This is a genomic window from Variovorax sp. SG517 (assembly GCF_013376045.1).
Classification (GTDB): domain Bacteria; phylum Pseudomonadota; class Gammaproteobacteria; order Burkholderiales; family Burkholderiaceae_C; genus Variovorax.
On record NZ_JABMJG010000008.1, the window covers coordinates 146362 to 162448 of the forward strand.

General features: G+C 66.4%; 15 protein-coding genes. 8 read left to right on the forward strand and 7 right to left on the reverse strand.

The window, feature by feature from the left end:
* Positions 1-21: 21 nt before the first annotated feature.
* Genes FHT32_RS23915 through pncB form a run of 3 tightly spaced genes read right to left on the reverse strand, consistent with a single transcriptional unit; the run spans position 22 to position 3700 of the window.
* A complete protein-coding gene (locus tag FHT32_RS23915) occupies positions 22-1008 on the reverse strand; it encodes a D-glycerate dehydrogenase (protein ID WP_176667090.1) in 987 nt (328 codons plus the stop codon).
* A gap of 14 nt (positions 1009-1022) precedes the next feature.
* The gene (locus tag FHT32_RS23920) at positions 1023-2441 is read right to left on the reverse strand and encodes a sodium:proton antiporter (protein WP_176667091.1); all 1419 of its coding nucleotides are present in this window, start codon (positions 2439-2441) and stop codon (positions 1023-1025) included.
* Positions 2442-2479: 38 nt separating this feature from the next.
* The gene (gene pncB, locus FHT32_RS23925) at positions 2480-3700 is read right to left on the reverse strand and encodes a nicotinate phosphoribosyltransferase (protein WP_093203434.1); all 1221 of its coding nucleotides are present in this window, start codon (positions 3698-3700) and stop codon (positions 2480-2482) included.
* A 177-nt stretch (positions 3701-3877) separates the two neighbouring features.
* Between pncB and FHT32_RS23930 the strand changes: the two genes are divergently transcribed.
* Complete coding sequence (locus FHT32_RS23930) at positions 3878-4111, forward strand: CsbD family protein (protein WP_126024924.1); 234 nt, start codon at positions 3878-3880, stop codon at positions 4109-4111.
* A 67-nt stretch (positions 4112-4178) separates the two neighbouring features.
* Complete coding sequence (locus FHT32_RS23935; RefSeq protein ID WP_176667092.1) at positions 4179-4586, forward strand: hypothetical protein; 408 nt, start codon at positions 4179-4181, stop codon at positions 4584-4586.
* A gap of 72 nt (positions 4587-4658) precedes the next feature.
* Here the strand turns inward: FHT32_RS23935 and FHT32_RS23940 are convergent, their stop codons facing one another.
* On the reverse strand, positions 4659-5105 hold the full coding sequence (locus FHT32_RS23940; RefSeq protein WP_176667093.1) for a thioesterase family protein: 447 nt from the start codon (positions 5103-5105) through the stop codon (positions 4659-4661).
* Positions 5106-5325: 220 nt separating this feature from the next.
* Here FHT32_RS23940 and FHT32_RS23945 point away from each other — a divergent pair, with 220 nt between their 5' ends.
* Complete coding sequence (locus tag FHT32_RS23945; protein ID WP_176667094.1) at positions 5326-5877, forward strand: phasin family protein; 552 nt, start codon at positions 5326-5328, stop codon at positions 5875-5877.
* A gap of 236 nt (positions 5878-6113) precedes the next feature.
* On the forward strand, positions 6114-6872 hold the full coding sequence (locus FHT32_RS23950) for a 3-hydroxyacyl-CoA dehydrogenase (RefSeq protein ID WP_176667095.1): 759 nt from the start codon (positions 6114-6116) through the stop codon (positions 6870-6872).
* Here the strand turns inward: FHT32_RS23950 and FHT32_RS23955 are convergent.
* On the reverse strand, positions 6820-7770 hold the full coding sequence (locus FHT32_RS23955) for a YihY/virulence factor BrkB family protein (RefSeq protein ID WP_176667096.1): 951 nt from the start codon (positions 7768-7770) through the stop codon (positions 6820-6822). The two genes, FHT32_RS23950 and FHT32_RS23955, sit on opposite strands and share 53 nt — an antisense overlap.
* 82 nt (positions 7771-7852) lie before the next feature.
* Between FHT32_RS23955 and dnaG the strand changes: the two genes are divergently transcribed.
* Positions 7853-9883, forward strand: a complete 2031-nt coding sequence (dnaG, locus tag FHT32_RS23960; protein ID WP_176667097.1) for a DNA primase — start codon at positions 7853-7855, stop codon at positions 9881-9883.
* Here dnaG and FHT32_RS35480 read toward each other — a convergent pair.
* A complete protein-coding gene (locus FHT32_RS35480) occupies positions 9823-10338 on the reverse strand; it encodes a hypothetical protein (protein WP_371132245.1) in 516 nt (171 codons plus the stop codon). The genes dnaG and FHT32_RS35480 overlap by 61 nt on opposite strands.
* Here FHT32_RS35480 and rpoD point away from each other — a divergent pair.
* The 3 genes from rpoD (at position 10331) to FHT32_RS23975 (ending at position 15003) form a co-directional block, all read left to right on the forward strand.
* Complete coding sequence (gene rpoD / locus FHT32_RS23965) at positions 10331-12517, forward strand: RNA polymerase sigma factor RpoD (RefSeq protein ID WP_371132246.1); 2187 nt, start codon at positions 10331-10333, stop codon at positions 12515-12517. The genes FHT32_RS35480 and rpoD overlap by 8 nt on opposite strands.
* Positions 12518-12628: 111 nt before the next feature.
* A complete protein-coding gene (locus tag FHT32_RS23970) occupies positions 12629-13864 on the forward strand; it encodes a multidrug effflux MFS transporter (protein ID WP_176667099.1) in 1236 nt (411 codons plus the stop codon).
* Positions 13865-13872: 8 nt separating this feature from the next.
* A complete protein-coding gene (locus FHT32_RS23975; protein WP_176667100.1) occupies positions 13873-15003 on the forward strand; it encodes an HPP family protein in 1131 nt (376 codons plus the stop codon).
* Between the two features lie 45 nt (positions 15004-15048).
* Here FHT32_RS23975 and FHT32_RS23980 read toward each other — a convergent pair whose 3' ends face one another.
* Positions 15049-16041, reverse strand: coding sequence for a tripartite tricarboxylate transporter substrate binding protein (locus FHT32_RS23980; RefSeq protein WP_371132247.1), 993 nt, complete (start codon positions 16039-16041; stop codon positions 15049-15051).
* Positions 16042-16087: the final 46 nt, after the last annotated feature.

Sequence of the window (16087 nt, forward strand, 5' to 3'; positions counted from 1 at the left end):
CCCTCTTGTTCTGCTTGCTACTTACTTGCCGGCCGCCGGAACCGGCGTAACGGGCGTCAGCGGGCCCTGGCCGCCGAAGTACGCGATGAGGTTGTCCGCCGCGAGATCGGCCATGGCGCGGCGCGTGGGCACGGTGGCGCTGGCGATGTGCGGCGTGAGCACCACGTTGGGCACGGTCAGCAGGTCGGGATGCACCTTGGGCTCGCCCTCGAACACGTCGAGGCCGGCGGCTGCAATGCGCTTCTCGCGCAGCGCCACGGCCAGCGCCGCATCGTCGACGATGCCGCCGCGGGCGATGTTGACGAGCGTGGCGGTCGGCTTCATCAGCGCGATCTCGGCCGCGCCGATGGTGTGGTGCGAGGCCGGCGAGTAAGGCACCACCAGCACCACGTGGTCGGCCGTCTTCAGCAGCTCTTCCTTGCCCACGTAGCTGGCCTTGCATTCGGCCTCGAGCGCCGCGTCGAGCCTGGAGCGGTTGTGATAGACCACCTTCATGCCGAAGCCGTGCGCGCCGCGCTTGGCGATGCCCTGGCCGATGCGGCCCATGCCGATGATGCCGAGCGTGGAGCCGTGGATGTCGGAGCCCGCGAACATGTCGTAGCTCCACTTCTGCCACTTGCCGGCGCGCAGGAAATGCTCGCTCTCGGCGATGCGGCGGGCCGTGGCCATGAGCAGCGCGAAGCCGAAGTCGGCCGTGGTCTCGGTCAGCACGTCGGGCGCGTTGGTGCCGAGCACGCCGCGCGCGGCCATGGCGTCGACGTCGAAGTTGTTGTAGCCCACGGCCATGTTGGCGCAGATCTTCAGGTCGGGGCAGGCGTCGAGCACCGCGGCGTCGATGCGCTCGCTGCCGGTGGTGAAGGCGCCCTGCTTGCCCTGCAGCTTGGCGATCAGCTGCTCCTTGGTCCAGCTCTCGTCCGACTGGTTCGACTCGACCTCGAAATGCTGCGACAGGCGTTCGATGGTCTCGGGAAAGATCGCGCGCGCGACCAGGATCTTGGGCTTGCTCATGGTGGGTTTGTCTCTCAGCGGAAGAAGAGGAAGGTGGACAGGACGAACAGCGGAACCAGGATCGCGCACGACCACGCCATGTAGCCGAAGAAGCTCGGCATGCGCACGCCGCGGCTCTCGGCGATGGCCTTGACCATGAGGTTCGGCGCGTTGCCGATGTAGGTGTTGGCGCCCATGAACACGGCGCCGGCGGAGATGGCGGCGAGCGTGCTCGCGTAGGTGGTCATGAGCGCCGCCGGATCGCCGCCCGCGGTGTTGAAGAACACGAGGTAGGTCGGCGCGTTGTCCAGGAAGGAGCTCAGCACGCCGGTGGCCCAGAAGTACATCGCCGGATCGGGCTGGCCGTCGGCGCGGGTCACGGCCGAGACGACGGCGCCGAACGGCCCCTGCGTGCCCGCCTTCAGCATCGCGATCACAGGGATGATGGTCAGGAAGATGCCCGCGAAGAGCTTGGCCACCTCGGCCATCGGGCCCCATTCGAACTGGTTGTCGGCGTGCACCTTGGGCGAGGTGAGCTTGTACGAGACCACGGCGATCAGCAGCAGCCCGACGTCGCGCACCAGCCCCGGCAGGCCGACCTCGGTGCCGAAGACGTCGAAGACCACCGGCGACTTCCAGAAGCCGCTGAGCAGCACCAGCGCGACCACGCCGCCCAGCAGCCAGAAGTTGGCGGCGCCGTCGAAGCCGATGCCGCCCGGCGTGTCGGGCGTGGGGTCGACCGGCAGCACGCCTTCCTTGCGGTAGTAGTGGCGGTCGATCGCGTAGAAGAGCACGAGCAGCACGGCCAGGATGAAGAGCGTTTCCCAAAGGATGTTCTGCGCCGTCCAGAAAAAGCCCACGCCCTTCAGGAAGCCCAGGAACAGCGGCGGGTCGCCCAGCGGCGTGAGCGCACCGCCCGCGTTCGACACGATGAAGATGAAGAACACTATCACGTGCACCTTGTGCACGCGGTCGTCGTTGGCGCGGATCAGCGGCCGGATCAGCAGCATCGAGGCGCCCGTGGTGCCCATGAAGCTCGCCAGCACCGCGCCGATGGCAAGAATGGCCGTGTTCAGCCCCGGCGCGCCGCGCAGGTTGCCGCGGATGTGGATGCCTCCGGCCACGGTGAAGAGCGCGGTCAGCAGGATGATGAACGGGATGTACTCGGCCACCAGCGCATGCACGAACTGCACGCCCGCAAAGCCCACGCCGAAGTTCGCCGCGAAGGGCAGCAGGAAAGCCAGCGCCCAGGCGGCCGAGACCTTGCCGTAGTGGTGGTGCCAGAAGGCCGGCGCAAGCAGCGGCAGCAGCGCGATCGACAGCAGGATGCCCGCGAAGGGCACGCCCCACAGCGGCGAGAGGCTGCCGCCGTCGAATTCGGCGGCCGAGGCCAGGGCGGGAAACAGGAACAGCAGCGGCAGCGCGGCCGCCTTCGGTCGGGTCTTTTTCTGCATGGGGAGGCCGTACCGTACCAGACAGGTCAGTACAGCCTTCACGCCGGGGGTTGTTCGATCTCGAAGACCTGGCGCAGGTAGGCCAGGTACTTCTCGTCCTCGCACATGTTCTTGGAAGGCGTGTCCGACAGCTTGGCCACCGGCTGGCCGTTGCACTCGATCATCTTGATGACGATCTGCAGCGGCTCGTAGCCCAGGTCGTTGGTGAGGTTGGTGCCGATGCCGAAGGCCAGCTGGCAGCGGCCGCGGAACTGCTGGTAGAGCTCGATGGTGCGCGGCACCGTGAGGCCGTCGCTGAAGATCAGCGTCTTGGTGCGCGGGTCGACCCGGTTGGCGATGTAGTGCGCCAGCATGCGCTCGCCCCAGACGAAGGGGTCGCCGCTGTCGTGGCGGGCGCCATCGAAGAGCTTGCAGAAGTACAGGTCGAAGTCGCGCAGGAAGGCGCTCATGCCGTACACGTCGGACAGCGCGATGCCCAGGTCGCCGCGGTACTCGCGCGCCCAGCTCTCGAAGCCGAAGATCTGGCTGTCGCGCAGCCGCGGGCCGAGCGCCTGGCAGGCCTGCAGGTATTCGTGCGCCATGGTGCCCAGCGGGATCATGCCGAGCTTCATGGCGTACAGCACGTTGCTGGTGCCCGCCAGCTGCGGCAGCCGCGCGCCGGGCGGCGCCTGCACCGGCGGCGAGGTGACGGCGCCCAGGCGCGCGGCGGCGGTTCGCAGCACCTCTTCGTGCCAGTCCTTGGAGAAGCGCCGGCGCGTGCCGTAGTCGGCGATCTTCAGGTCGCCGAGGCCGGCTTCCTGCAGCTGGGCGATCTTGGTCTCGAGCCGGCGGCGGCCTTCCTGGAAATTGGGGTTCTTCTGCGTGTTGCGGAAGTAGACCTCGTTGACGATGGCCAGCACCGGAATCTCGAACAGGATGGTGTGCAGCCACGGCCCCTTGATGCGGATCTCGAGCTCGCCCGAGGGCTGGGGAATGATGTTGATGTACTTCTCGTTGAGCCTGAAGAGCCCGAGGAAGTCGACGAAGTCGCTCTTGATGAAGCGCATGGAGCGCAGGTAGGCCAGTTCGGCGTCGCGGAACTGCAGCGAGCACAGCCCGCGCACCTCTTCGCGAATCTGCCCGGCGAACTGGGCGAGGTCGACGCCGGGGTTGCGGCACTTGAAGCGGTACTCGACCCTGGCCCCCGGGAAGTGGTGCAGGACCACCTGCATCATCGTGAACTTGTAGAGGTCGGTGTCGAGCAGGCTGTGAATGATCATGGTGCTGGGCGCGTTGTCTCAATCTTTCGGCGGCCGTTCGATTATCACGGCGCGCGTCGGCCTCTGCCTACGGGGGCCGAACAGCACGTCCTACCGGCAGGGCGAATCGTTGAAGCCACATTGCTTTCACGGCGGCGGACACAGCCCGCCGGATCAACAGTCCCAAAGGAGATTCGCATGAACAAGGACACCATCGAAGGCAACTGGAAGCAGCTCAAGGGCAAGGTCAAGGAGCAGTGGGGCAAGCTGACCGACGACGACTTCGACGTCATCGCCGGCAAGCGCGACCAGCTGCTCGGCCGCATCCAGGAACGCCACGGCATCAGCCGCGACGAAGCCGAGAAGCAGGTCAAGGACTGGGAATCGCGTGACGGCCGCTCGCCGGACGCGCTCTGGTTCGAGCGCAACTGAGCGCTGTCGGACATCCCCTGACTCCCCTGCCAATCCGATCCATCCAATCCTCGAAGGAGAACATCCCATGAAAAAGCACCTTCTCATGCTGGCCCTCGCATCCACCTGTTTCGTCGCTACCCAGGCCAGTGCCATGACCAAGGACGAATACAAGGTCGCCAAGGAAAAGATCGAAGCCGACTACAAGGTCGCCAAGACCCAGTGCGACACGATGAAGGACAACGCCAAGGACGTCTGCATGAAGGAAGCCAAGGGCAAGGAAGACGTTGCCAAGGCCGAGCTGGAGCAGCAATACCAGCCCAGCGACAGCCACGCCCGCAAGGTGGCCGAGGAAAAGGTGAAGGCCGCCTACGAAGTCGCGAAGGAAAAGTGCGACGACCAGAAGGGCGAGGCCAAGACCGCCTGCGAGAAGCAGGCCAAGGCTGACGAAGCCCAGGGCAAGGCCGAGATCAAGGCCATGAAGAAAACCATGTAACGCCCCTCCGGGCTTTTACGTAATCGACGGCGCCCTCGGGCGCCGTCTTTCGTTGACCGTTTCGTTGCGCTCTCAGGCCTTGAGCGAATCGACCACCTGCTGCAGCGCCTGCGGCAGCGGCACCGGGCGCTGAGTGGCACGGTCCACGTAGACGTGGATGAAATGGCCCTGCGCCGCCGCGGTATCGGAGCCCTCGGCGAAGAGCGCGATCTCGTATCTCACGCTCGAGCGCCCCGCCTGGGCGACCCGCACCCCCGCCTCCACCGTCTGGGGGAAGGCGATCGGCGCGAAGTAGTTGCACTGCGTCTCCACCACGAAGCCGATGATCTGGCCCTGGTGGATGTCCAGCGCGCCGCGCTCGATCAGAAGCGCATTCACCGCCGTGTCGAACCAGCTGTAGTAGACGACGTTGTTGACGTGGCCGTACATGTCGTTGTCGGCCCAGCGCGTCGGAATGCTGCGGAATGCGCGATAGCCGCTGCGCGCGTGGGGGGTGGGCTTGGGGGTCGGGGCGCTCATCGCGCGGCATTTTGCCAGCGGCTTCCGAGGCGGAAAGCCACCTTGGAGACCCGCCCGCAGCCGAATTTAGAAGGCGGCTTCTAAATTGCTGCAGAGCAACAAAAACCGCTTGATCGCAAATCTCAGCTGCCTATACTTGAGCCCATGCTGCACCGCAACATTGACGGCGAGACAGCGCAACGTGAACCGACCACTCAATCATCCCTTCTGGAGATCCCAAATGGCCCTGACCGCTGACCAAATCCTCGCCGCTCAAAAAGCAAACCTCGAAACCCTCTTCGGCCTGACCACCAAGGCTTTCGAAGGCGTCGAGAAGCTCGTCGAACTGAACGTGACCGCTTCGAAGGCCGCCCTGACCGAAGCCCAGAACACCGCCCAGGCCGCCCTGAGCGTGAAGGACGCACAAGAACTGCTGACGCTGCAAGCCAGCCTGTTCCAGCCCCTGGCCGAGAAGACCGCCGCCTACAGCCGTCACCTGTACGACATCGCCCAAGGCACCGGCGCCGAATTCACCAAGGCTTTCGAAGCCAAGGCGACCGAAGCCCAGCAAGCCTTTGTCGGCCTGGTCGACAGCGCTTCCAAGAACGCTCCCGCCGGTTCGGAAACCGCCGTTGCCGTCCTGAAGAGCGCCGTGGCTGCCGCCAACAACGCTTTCGAATCGGTGCAAAAGGCCGTCAAGCAGGCATCGGACGTCGCCGAAGCCAACTTCAACGCCGTGTCGACCCAAGCCGTCGCCGCTGCCAAGACCGCTACCGCTTCGCGCAAGCGCTAAGCAACCGACCACCACCAGTTGTCTCCTTGGGTCCTCACGGATCCAATTCAGGGCCTCATCCTCGGATGAGGCCTTTTTTTATACCTGTTGCTCGCCCCCACGCTGCGCGCACTTCGTGTCGCTTCGCCCACCCCCTGCCGGGGGCAACACCTGCGGCCCGGCGAAGCCGGTTCCGCGGTGTTCCTGGCCTGTGCTTCGCGTCTTCGATAATGAAGGGCTCATCTCAGGAGACTTCAATGCAGATCGATGGCAAGGTTTTTATCGTGACCGGCGGCGCTTCGGGCCTCGGCGAAGGCACGGCGCGCATGCTGGCCGCCAATGGCGCCAAGGTGGTGATCGCCGACATGCAGGCTGAAAAGGGCGAGGCCGTTGCCAAGGAAATCGGCGGCGTGTTCGTCAAGTGCGACGTGAGCCAGGAAGCCGACGGCCAGGCGGCCGTGGCGGCAGCCCTCAAGCTCGGCAAGCTGGTCGGCCTCGTCAACTGCGCCGGCATCGCGCCAGCCGAGAAGACGGTGGGCAAGAACGGCCCGCACGCGCTGGCTACCTTCAGCAAGACCGTCACGGTCAACCTGATCGGCAGCTTCAACATGATCCGCCTGGCCTCCGACGCCATGAGCAAAAACGAGCCCGAATCCACCGGCGAGCGCGGCGTGCTGATTTCCACCGCCTCCGTAGCCGCCTACGACGGCCAGATCGGGCAGGCGGCCTACAGCGCCTCGAAGGGCGGCGTGGTCGGCATGACCCTGCCCATCGCCCGCGACCTCGCGCGCAGCGGCATCCGCAACATGACCATCGCCCCCGGCATCTTCGGCACGCCCATGCTCTTCGGCATGCCGCAGGAAGTGCAGGACGCGCTGGCCGCCAGCGTGCCCTTCCCTTCCCGCCTGGGCACGCCCGAGGACTACGCCAAGCTGGCGAAGCACATCATCGAGAACGACATGCTCAACGGCGAGGTGATCCGCCTGGACGGAGCGATTCGACTGGCTCCCCGCTGACTTTTTCGGATTCCGGCAGCTTCGTGCTGCCGGTGCGGTCCAGACGCTCGTAGTTCGCGATCACCTGGGCCCCGAGCAGCACCAGCGTGGCCGCGATCTCCAGGCTCAGCAGCACGACGATGGCGGTGGTGAGCGAACCGTAGACCACGTTCACCTGCGACAGCGTCGAGAAGTACCAGATCAGCACGCGCCGCGTGGCCTCCCAAAGCAGCGCGGCCGTCACGCCGCCCAGCAGCGCATGCCGCAGCGACATGCGCCCGGCCGGCATCACGAGGTAGAGCGAGGTCAGCATGAAGATCTCGCCGCCCAGCCCCAGCAGGTACAGCAGCAGCCCCGAGACGCCCGACAACGACCAGCTGCGCCCCAGCAGGTCGACGCTTTCCTGCCCCACCAGCTGCAGCGCCCCCGACACCAGCGTGACCAGCAGCAGCCCCACGCACAGGCACAGGATATAGACGTAGGGCATGGCCACGGACACCAGGAAGTGCCGCTTGTGATCGGCCTTGCGGTGATGAAAGATCACCGCCATCGCGCTTTCGAGCACGCTGAAGGCCAGCGAGCTGAAGAAGATCATCGTCACCAGCAGCACCGGCCCGAGCACGTCGCGGTGGTCCAGGAAGCTCGACAGCTCCGCCACGATCGCCTTCGACTGCCCCGGCAGCAGCCATTCGAGGTACCGCCCGATGGTGCGCAGCAGCTCGGCCTGTTCGATGACGTGCGACAGCGCGATCACGCTCACGATCAGCAGCGGCACGATGGACAGCAGCGCGTAGTACGCCACCGCGCCCGCGAGCAGCAGGCCCTGGTTGGCGCGGAATTCCTTGAGGGCATCCCAGAAGAATCTGAGGGGGTGGCGCAGCAGCGGCGCGACGTGTTGCAGCGGTTTGGGCGTCGTCATGCGTGGATTCCGGTCGCTTTCAGTATGCCGCCCAGCGGTGAACCTTCGGCTGCTTGCGTATGATTTGCCGCTCTTCGCCTACATGACTATCCCCGCTTCATTCATCCAGGAACTCATCGCGCGCGCCGATGTGGTCGAGATCGTCGGCCGCTATGTGCAGCTCAAGAAGGCCGGCGCCAATTTCATGGGGCTGTGCCCGTTCCACGGCGAGAAATCGCCCTCCTTCTCCGTCAGCCCGACCAAGCAGTTCTATCACTGCTTCGGCTGCGGGGTGCATGGCAACGCCATCGGCTTCCTGATGGAACACGCGGGCATGGGCTTCGTCGAGGCGGTGCACGATCTTGCCGGCCAATACGGCATGCAGGTGCCCGAAGATGACGTCTCCCCCGCCGAGCGCGCCCGTGCCGCAAGCCAGCGCCAGAAGCAGGCCACACTGACCGACGTGCTCGAAAAGGCCGGCGACGCCTATCGCAAGCACTTGCGGCAGGCCCCCGGTGCCATCGAATACCTGAAGGGCCGGGGCGTCTCGGGCGAGGTGGCCAAGCAGTTCGGCATCGGCTATGCGCCGGCCGGCTGGCGCGCCCTGGCGAGCGTGTTCCCCGACTACGACGACCCCCTGCTCGCCGAGAGCGGCCTGGTGATCGTCAACAACGAGGAAGGCAAGCTCAGCGACGAGGAAGCCAAGCGCTACGACCGCTTCCGCGACCGCGTGATGTTCCCCATCCGCAACGTGAAGGGCGAATGCATCGGCTTCGGCGGCCGCGTGCTGGGCGACGAAAAGCCCAAGTACCTGAATTCGCCCGAGACGCCGGTTTTCAGCAAGGGCCGCGAGCTCTACGGCCTCTACGAGGCCCGCGCGGCCTTCCGCGACAAGGGCTACGCGCTGGTCACCGAGGGCTACATGGACGTGGTGGCGCTGGCGCAGCTCGGCTTTCCGAACGCGGTGGCCACGCTGGGCACGGCCTGCACCACGGAACACGTGCAGAAGCTCTTCCGCTTCACCGAATCGGTGGTGTTCAGCTTCGACGGCGACGCCGCCGGCCGCCGCGCCGCGCGCAAGGCGCTCGACGGGGCCCTGCCCTATGCCACCGACGTGCGCAGCATCAAGTTCCTGTTCCTGCCGGCGGAGCACGACCCCGACAGCTTCATCCGCGAGCACGGCGCCGAGGCCTTCGCGCGCTTCGTCGCCGAGGCCACGCCGCTGTCGCGCTTCATGATCGAGGCCGCCCGCGAAGGCTGCGACCTGACCACCGCCGAGGGCCGCGCACACATGACGAGCAACGTGCGCCCGCTCTGGAGCGCGATGCCCGACGGCGCGCTCAAGCGGCAGCTGCTGAGCGAGATCGCGACGCTGGTCCAACTCGACGCGTCCGCGCTGTCGGAGCTGTGGGCCTCCACGCCCGGTCCGCGCAAGGCCGGCGGCGCGCCCGCGCAGCAGCGGCGCCATGACGAGCCCCCGGGCTACGGCGACGCTGGCGCAGACGACTACTACCCGGACATGCCTCCGCCGCAGGACTATGAGCCGCCACGCTATGAAAGCGATAGCAAGCCCAAGTTCCAGCAGCGCAAGTTCACGGGCAAGGGCGGCAAGCGCTGGGGCGGCAAGTTCGAGGAACCCATCGAGCCCCTGCGCGGGCGCGGCGCGCCGCCGAGCCGTCCCGACGTGGCGGTGCGGCTGCTGCTATCGAACATGGCCCAGTGGGAGGCGCTCTCGCATGAGCTCCACGTGATGCTGTGCGACCTGCCGGGCCAGCACGGCGCCCTCTTCACCTGGCTCGACAGCCAGTTGCACGAGCACGGCGTCCAGCCCTGGGCGGCCTTGCGCGAAGGCATGCGCGGGCTCGAATTCGAACCGCTGGCCGAGCGGCTGATGTCCGTGGCCGAAGCCGGACCGATTCCGGAAGGCGAAGAAGCGCAACACCTCGCCGATGCCGCCCGCGAACTCGCCAGCGTGCTCGACTTCATGCTCGAGGAACTCTTGAAAAAGCAGGAAAGCGAGGCAATTGCTGCTTTCGGGAAAGACCCGGATGCACCGGACCGTTTCAGGGCAATTCAGGCAAGACGGCTCGAATTGCGCGCCCGGTTGCGCGCATCGGGATCAGAAACTGCTTGAAATTTGCGCAACACGCTATAATGTAGGGCTTCGCAACTGGCGAAATTAGGCAAGAGCGACAGCAGCACCTCCGGGCCGGCCCCTAGCGCAACGCACTCCAACGGTAGATTCCGGCGGAAAGGGCCAATAACCGCAAGGACTGCACACCAAATGTTCGCCCGACATCTTGCCTGTTGAGGAATCACTTCCTCTTTCCCATTTGTTTCCAGTCCGTGCCTGTGCACGGGCTCGGTGGCGCCGTCCGCGTGGCGGTGCGCCTGTGATTCCGCTTGTCTTTTCTTGTCGTAACGAGGTCGTATGCCCAGTTCAAAGAAGCCTGCTCCTTCACTTGCCAAAAGCGTCGCCACCAAGCCCGCAACAGAAAAACCGTTGAAAGCCGGTGCGAAACCGGCAACCAAGACGGCCGCCGCCGCATCCAAATCGGCCGCCGCTACGAAAGTGAAAACCGTGCCCACGAAATCGACCTCCCTCGAAGATCCCAAGAAGGCAGCCGCTCCGGCCGCCAAGAAGGTCGGCCGCCCGCCCAAGGCCGCCGGCGCCGCCTCGTCCACCACCGGCGCCAAGCGTGGCCGCAAGCCCAAGGCCGACAAGGAAGCCCCCGAGAGCGACGTCGACCTGTCGGACATCGAGGACGATCTGGCGGGTGACGAGCCCGCGGCTGCCACGGCAACCGAAGAGAAGGTCAAGCCGCTTCGCATGAAGATCAGCAAGGCGAAGGAACGCGCCTTGATGAAGGAGTTCGGCCTCGACGAGACCGTGCTCTCCGAGGAAGACCTGGCCAAGCGCCGCTCTCGCCTGAAGACCCTGATCACGCTGGGCAAGACCCGCGGCTACCTCACGCACGGCGAAATCTCCGACCACCTGCCCGACAAGCTGGTCGACGCCGAGACCATGGAAGTCGTGGTCACCATGCTCAACGACATGGGCGTGGCGGTGTACGAGCAGACGCCCGACGCCGAGACCCTGCTGCTGAACAACACCGCGCCCACCGCCACCACGGTGGAAGAAGCAGAGGAAGAAGCCGAAGCGGCTCTCTCCACGGTGGACAGCGAATTCGGCCGCACCACCGACCCGGTGCGCATGTACATGCGCGAGATGGGCACGGTCGAGCTGCTGACGCGCGAAGGCGAAATCGAGATCGCCAAGCGCATCGAAGGCGGCCTGATGGCCATGATGGAGGCCATCTCGGCCTCCCCCGCCACCATCGCCGAGATCCTGCGCCTGGCCGGCGAGATCCGTGAAGGCAAGGTCGTCATCTCGACCATCGTCGACGGCTTCTCCAACCCCAACGAGGCCGACGACTACGTGGCCGAGGAAGACTTCGACGAATTCGACGAGGAAGACGACGACGACGGCAAGGGCGGCTCCAAGGCCCTGACCAAGAAGCTGGAAGAGCTCAAGAACGAGGCCCTCTCGCGCTTCGACCGCATCGCCGAGCTGTTCGAGAAGGTCCACAAGATCTACGACAAGGAAGGCTACGGCACGCCCGCCTACGCCAAGGCCCAGCAGGCCCTGTCGGACGAGCTGATGACCATCCGCTTCACCGCCCGCACCATCGAGAAGCTGTGCGACCTGGTGCGCACGCAGGTGGACGACGTGCGCAAGAAGGAACGCGAGCTGCGCCGCATCATCGTGGACAAGTGCGGCTTCCCGCAGGACGAGTTCATCCGCGACTTCAGCGGCTTCGACAAGAACGGCAACCGCGTCGCCTCCAACCTGCTGAACCTGAAGTGGGTCGAGAAGCAGGCCGCCGCCGGCAAGCCGTGGAGCGCCGTGCTCGCGCGCAACATTCCGCCGGTGCAGGAACTGCAGCAGAAGCTCGCCGACATCCAGTCGCGCGTGGTGGTGCCGCTGTCGGAGCTGAAGGACATCAACAAGCGCATGAACGAGGGCGAATCGTCCTCGCGCGACGCCAAGAAGGAAATGATCGAGGCCAACCTGCGCCTCGTGATCTCCATCGCCAAGAAGTACACGAACCGCGGCCTGCAGTTCCTCGACCTGATCCAGGAAGGCAACATCGGCCTGATGAAGGCTGTCGACAAGTTCGAATACCGTCGCGGCTACAAATTCTCGACCTACGCGACGTGGTGGATCCGCCAGGCCATCACCCGCTCGATCGCCGACCAGGCGCGCACCATCCGCATCCCGGTGCACATGATCGAGACGATCAACAAGATGAACCGCATCTCGCGCCAGCATCTGCAGGAGTTCGGCTTCGAGCCCGACGCCGGCATCCTGGCCGCGAAGATGGAGATCCCGGAAGACAAGATCCGCAAGATCATGAAGATCGCGAAGGAGCCGATCTCGATGGAAACCCCCATCGGCGACGACGACGATTCGCACCTGGGCGACTTCATCGAGGACAGCAGCAACACGGCCCCCATCGAGGCCGCGATGCAGGCCGGCCTGCGCGACGTGGTCAAGGACATCCTCGACTCCCTCACGCCGCGCGAGGCCAAGGTGCTGCGCATGCGCTTCGGCATCGAGATGAGCACGGACCACACGCTGGAAGAAGTCGGCAAGCAGTTCGACGTGACCCGCGAGCGCATCCGCCAGATCGAGGCGAAGGCCCTGCGCAAGCTCAAGCATCCGTCGCGTTCGGACAAGCTGCGCAGCTTTATTGATACGCTCTGATCCGGTCTCCCGGTATTTCCCCGACGAGGAGGCGCCCGCAAGGGCGCTTTCTTTTTTGGTACTCGCAATACCTGCGGTACTTGCAATAAGAAGAATGGAGCAACCCTCACCATGAATCCCGACGCAGACAAACTCTGGCAGGCCCCGCGCTGGGCGCTTGCCGTGCTGCTCGCCGTGCTGGGCATGCTCGGGCCCTTCTCCATCGACACCTACATCCCGGCCTTCTCGGGCATTGCGCGCTCCATCGGCGCGACGCCGGCCGAGATGCAGCAGACGCTCTCGGCCTACCTCTTCGGCTTTGCGTTCATGAACCTGTTCCACGGTGCGCTGTCCGACAGCTTCGGCCGCCGCCCCGTGGTGCTGTGGGGGCTGGCGGTGTTCACGCTGGCCTCGCTGGGCTGCGCGCTCTCGCAGAACATCACGCAGCTGGTGCTGTTCCGCGGGCTGCAGGGCCTGTCGACCGGCGCGGGCATCGTGGTCTCGCGCGCGGTGATCCGCGACATGTTCCCGCCGGCCGAGGCGCAGCGGGTGATGAGCCAGGTGACGATCTACTTCGGCGTGGCGCCGGCCATCGCGCCCATCGTGGGCGGCTTCCTGTTCGTGCATGCGGGCTGGCACGCGGTGTTCTGGTTCCTGGTGGCTGTGGGCGTGGTGCTGTTCGCGGCCAACTACAAGCTGCTGCCCGAGACGCTGCACAAGGACCACCGCCAGCCCTTCCAGGTGCGGCACCTGATGCGCGGCTACTGGGACCTGTGCTCCGACCCGCGCTTCCTGCTGCTTGCCTTTGCCAGCGGCGTGCCCTTTAACGGCATGTTCCTCTACGTGCTGGCCGCGCCGGCATTCCTGGGCGATCACCTGGCGCTGCAGCCGCAGCAGTTCTTCTGGTTCTTCCTGCTGACGATCGGCGGCATCATGCTCGGCGCGCGCGCCAGCGGGCGCATGGCCGGCAAGGTGGCGCCCAAGCGGCAGATCCGCGACGGCTTCGTGATCATGCTGACCACCTCGGTGGTCAACGTGGTGGCCAACACCTTCTTCCAGGCGCACGTGGCGTGGGCGCTGTGGCCGCTGGCGGTGTTCGCCTTCGGCTGGGCGCTGATGGTGCCGGTGGTCACGCTGCTGGTGCTCGACCTGCACCCCGAGCGCCGCGGCATGGCCTCGTCGCTGCAGGCGGTGATCGGCTCCACGGCCAACGGCATCGTGGCCGGCGCGGTGGCGCCGCTGGTGATGCATTCCACGCTCGCGCTGGCGCTGACCTCCATGGGCATGCTGGGCATCGGCCTGGTCGCCTGGGTGTGGCTGCATGACCGCTGGCCCGACATCGGCCGGAAGGTGGCGCACGAGGGCTGAGAACGAGCATGCGCTTCGACGCCCTCCTCACCCACGCGCGGGCCTGGCTGCCGGGCCGCACCACCGTCGATGCGCGCGAGCGGCTGCGCGCCGTGGTGGGCGCGGGCATCGGCCTGCTGCTCGCTGCGCTGCTGTCGCACTGGCTGGCTGGTCCCCTGCATGCATCGGTCTGGCTGATCGCGCCGCTGGGCGCGAGCGCCGTGCTGGTGTTCGCGGTGCCGGCGAGTCCGCTGGCGCAGCCCTGGTCGGTGATCGGCGGCAACACGCTGTCGGCGGTGGTGGGCATCGCGGCGGCCAACTGGATTCCGAGTCCCGAGCTGGCCGCAGCCGTCGCCGTGGCGGGCGCCATCGGCCTGATGTTCAGCGCGCGCTGCCTGCATCCGCCCGGCGGCGCCGCGGCGCTGCTGGCGGTGCTGACGCACACCACGCATTTCTCGTCGGCGCTCTTTCCCTTCTTCACCAACTCGCTGCTGCTGGTGCTTGCGGGCGTGGCCTACAACACGCTGACCGGACGGCGCTACCCGCACGTGCAGGTGGCGCCGCGCCCGCCGGGCTCGGACGCGCGCTTCAGCCAGGCCGACATCGACGCCGTGCTTGCGCGCTACAACCAGGTGCTCGACATCAGCCGCGACGACCTCGAATCGCTGATCCGCGAGACCGAGCTGGAGTCGTACAAGCGGCGCCTGGGCACGCTGAGCTGCGCAGACATCATGTCGAAGCAACCCATCTCGGTGGAGTTCGGCACGCCGCTGCAGGAGGCCTGGGCGCTGATGCACGAGCGCCGCATCAAGGCCCTGCCCGTCACCGACCGCACGCGCCGCGTGGTGGGCATCGTCACGCAGGCCGACTTCTTCCGCCAGCTCGACCTGCAGCACCACGAGGGCATCGCGGCCAAGCTGCGCGACCTGATCCGCGCCACCCGCACGGTGATGTCGAACAAGCCCGAGGTGGTCGGCCAGATCATGACGCGCCAGGTGCGCGTGGCCAGCGCCGACCGGCCCGTGGTCGACCTGGTGCCGCTGTTCTCCGAGGGCGGGCACCACCACATTCCGATCATCGACGGCGAAAAACGCCTCGCGGGAATGATCACGCAGTCGGACTTCGTGCGTGCGCTCTACCGCGCGGTGGCGCCGGCATAGAACGCGCGTTTTCTCCCTCCCCTCCCGGGGGAAGGAGCCGATCCTTCATTCCACGACGACGTTCGCCTTCTTCACCAGCGCCGCATAGCGCGCGGCCTCGCTGCGGAAGTAGCTCGCGGCCTGCTCCGACGTCGTCGGCCTGACGACGTTGCCCTGCTTGTCCATCGCCTCGCGCACCTCGGCGCTGTTGAACGCGGCGACTACCGCGTCGTGCACGCGAAGCACATCGGCCGGCTGCATCTTCGCCGGGCCGATCACGGCGAACCAGCCTTCCACCGCGTAGTTGGGCAGGCCCTGCTCGGCGATGGTCGCAACGTCCGGCGCGGCCGGCGAGCGCTGCGCACCGCACAGGCCGATGGCGCGCAGCGTGCCGCTCCTGATGTGCTGCTGCACCGCCGGCAGCGCCACCACACCCAGCTCGACCTGCCCGCCGATCATGTCGGTCACCATCGGCCCGGTGCCCTTGTACGGGATGTGCCGCGCCTTCACGCCGGCCTCGTCCATGAACATCTCGCCCGCGAGATGGAGGATGGTGCCGTTGCCCGACGAGGCGTAGTTGTAGGCGCCCGGCTTCGCGCGCAGCAGCGCGACCAGCTCGGGCACGTTCTTCGCCGGCAGCTTCGGGTTGGCCAGCAGCACCAGGGGCGTCGCGCCCACCACGCTGATCGGCGTGATGTCGTTGATCGCGTCGAACGGCATCTTCCTGAACACCGCCGGGTTGATGACGTGGTTGTTCGACACCATGCCCAGCGTGAGCCCGTCCGGCGCCGCCTTGACGATGGCCGCCGCGCCGGTGATGCCGCCGGCGCCTGGCAGGTTCTCGATCACCACCGGCTGGCCGAAGGCCTTGCCCAGCGCAGGCGCCGCGGCGCGCGCGATGGTGTCCACGCCCGAGCCGGCGCTGATCGGCAGGATCAGGCGGATGGGCTTGTCGGAGCCCTGCGCGAGCGCGGGGCATGCGGCCACCGCGGCAGCGCTGGCGCCGAGGCCGAGCAGCGTGCGGCGGTTCATCTTCAGGGAAAGCGTGTCGTTCGTCATGGTCTTGTCTCTCTTCTTTATGTTTCTGGAAAAGGCGGCAGGCGTC

What these genes read in the sequence shown, in the direction of transcription:
- FHT32_RS23950 (WP_176667095.1), top strand. Translation starts at nt 6,114, where the DNA reads ATGCAGATCGATGGCAAGGTTTTTATCGTGACCGGCGGCGCTTCGGGC.
- dnaG (WP_176667097.1), top strand. Translation starts at nt 7,853, where the DNA reads ATGACTATCCCCGCTTCATTCATCCAGGAACTCATCGCGCGCGCCGAT.
- FHT32_RS23915 (WP_176667090.1), bottom strand. Translation starts at nt 1,008, where the DNA reads ATGAGCAAGCCCAAGATCCTGGTCGCGCGCGCGATCTTTCCCGAGACC.
- FHT32_RS23970 (WP_176667099.1), top strand. Translation starts at nt 12,629, where the DNA reads ATGAATCCCGACGCAGACAAACTCTGGCAGGCCCCGCGCTGGGCGCTT.
- FHT32_RS23945 (WP_176667094.1), top strand. Translation starts at nt 5,326, where the DNA reads ATGGCCCTGACCGCTGACCAAATCCTCGCCGCTCAAAAAGCAAACCTC.
- FHT32_RS23940 (WP_176667093.1), bottom strand. Translation starts at nt 5,105, where the DNA reads ATGAGCGCCCCGACCCCCAAGCCCACCCCCCACGCGCGCAGCGGCTAT.
- FHT32_RS23935 (WP_176667092.1), top strand. Translation starts at nt 4,179, where the DNA reads ATGAAAAAGCACCTTCTCATGCTGGCCCTCGCATCCACCTGTTTCGTC.
- FHT32_RS23980 (WP_371132247.1), bottom strand. Translation starts at nt 16,041, where the DNA reads ATGACGAACGACACGCTTTCCCTGAAGATGAACCGCCGCACGCTGCTC.
- FHT32_RS23955 (WP_176667096.1), bottom strand. Translation starts at nt 7,770, where the DNA reads ATGACGACGCCCAAACCGCTGCAACACGTCGCGCCGCTGCTGCGCCAC.
- FHT32_RS23930 (WP_126024924.1), top strand. Translation starts at nt 3,878, where the DNA reads ATGAACAAGGACACCATCGAAGGCAACTGGAAGCAGCTCAAGGGCAAG.
- FHT32_RS23920 (WP_176667091.1), bottom strand. Translation starts at nt 2,441, where the DNA reads ATGCAGAAAAAGACCCGACCGAAGGCGGCCGCGCTGCCGCTGCTGTTC.
- FHT32_RS23975 (WP_176667100.1), top strand. Translation starts at nt 13,873, where the DNA reads ATGCGCTTCGACGCCCTCCTCACCCACGCGCGGGCCTGGCTGCCGGGC.
- pncB (WP_093203434.1), bottom strand. Translation starts at nt 3,700, where the DNA reads ATGATCATTCACAGCCTGCTCGACACCGACCTCTACAAGTTCACGATG.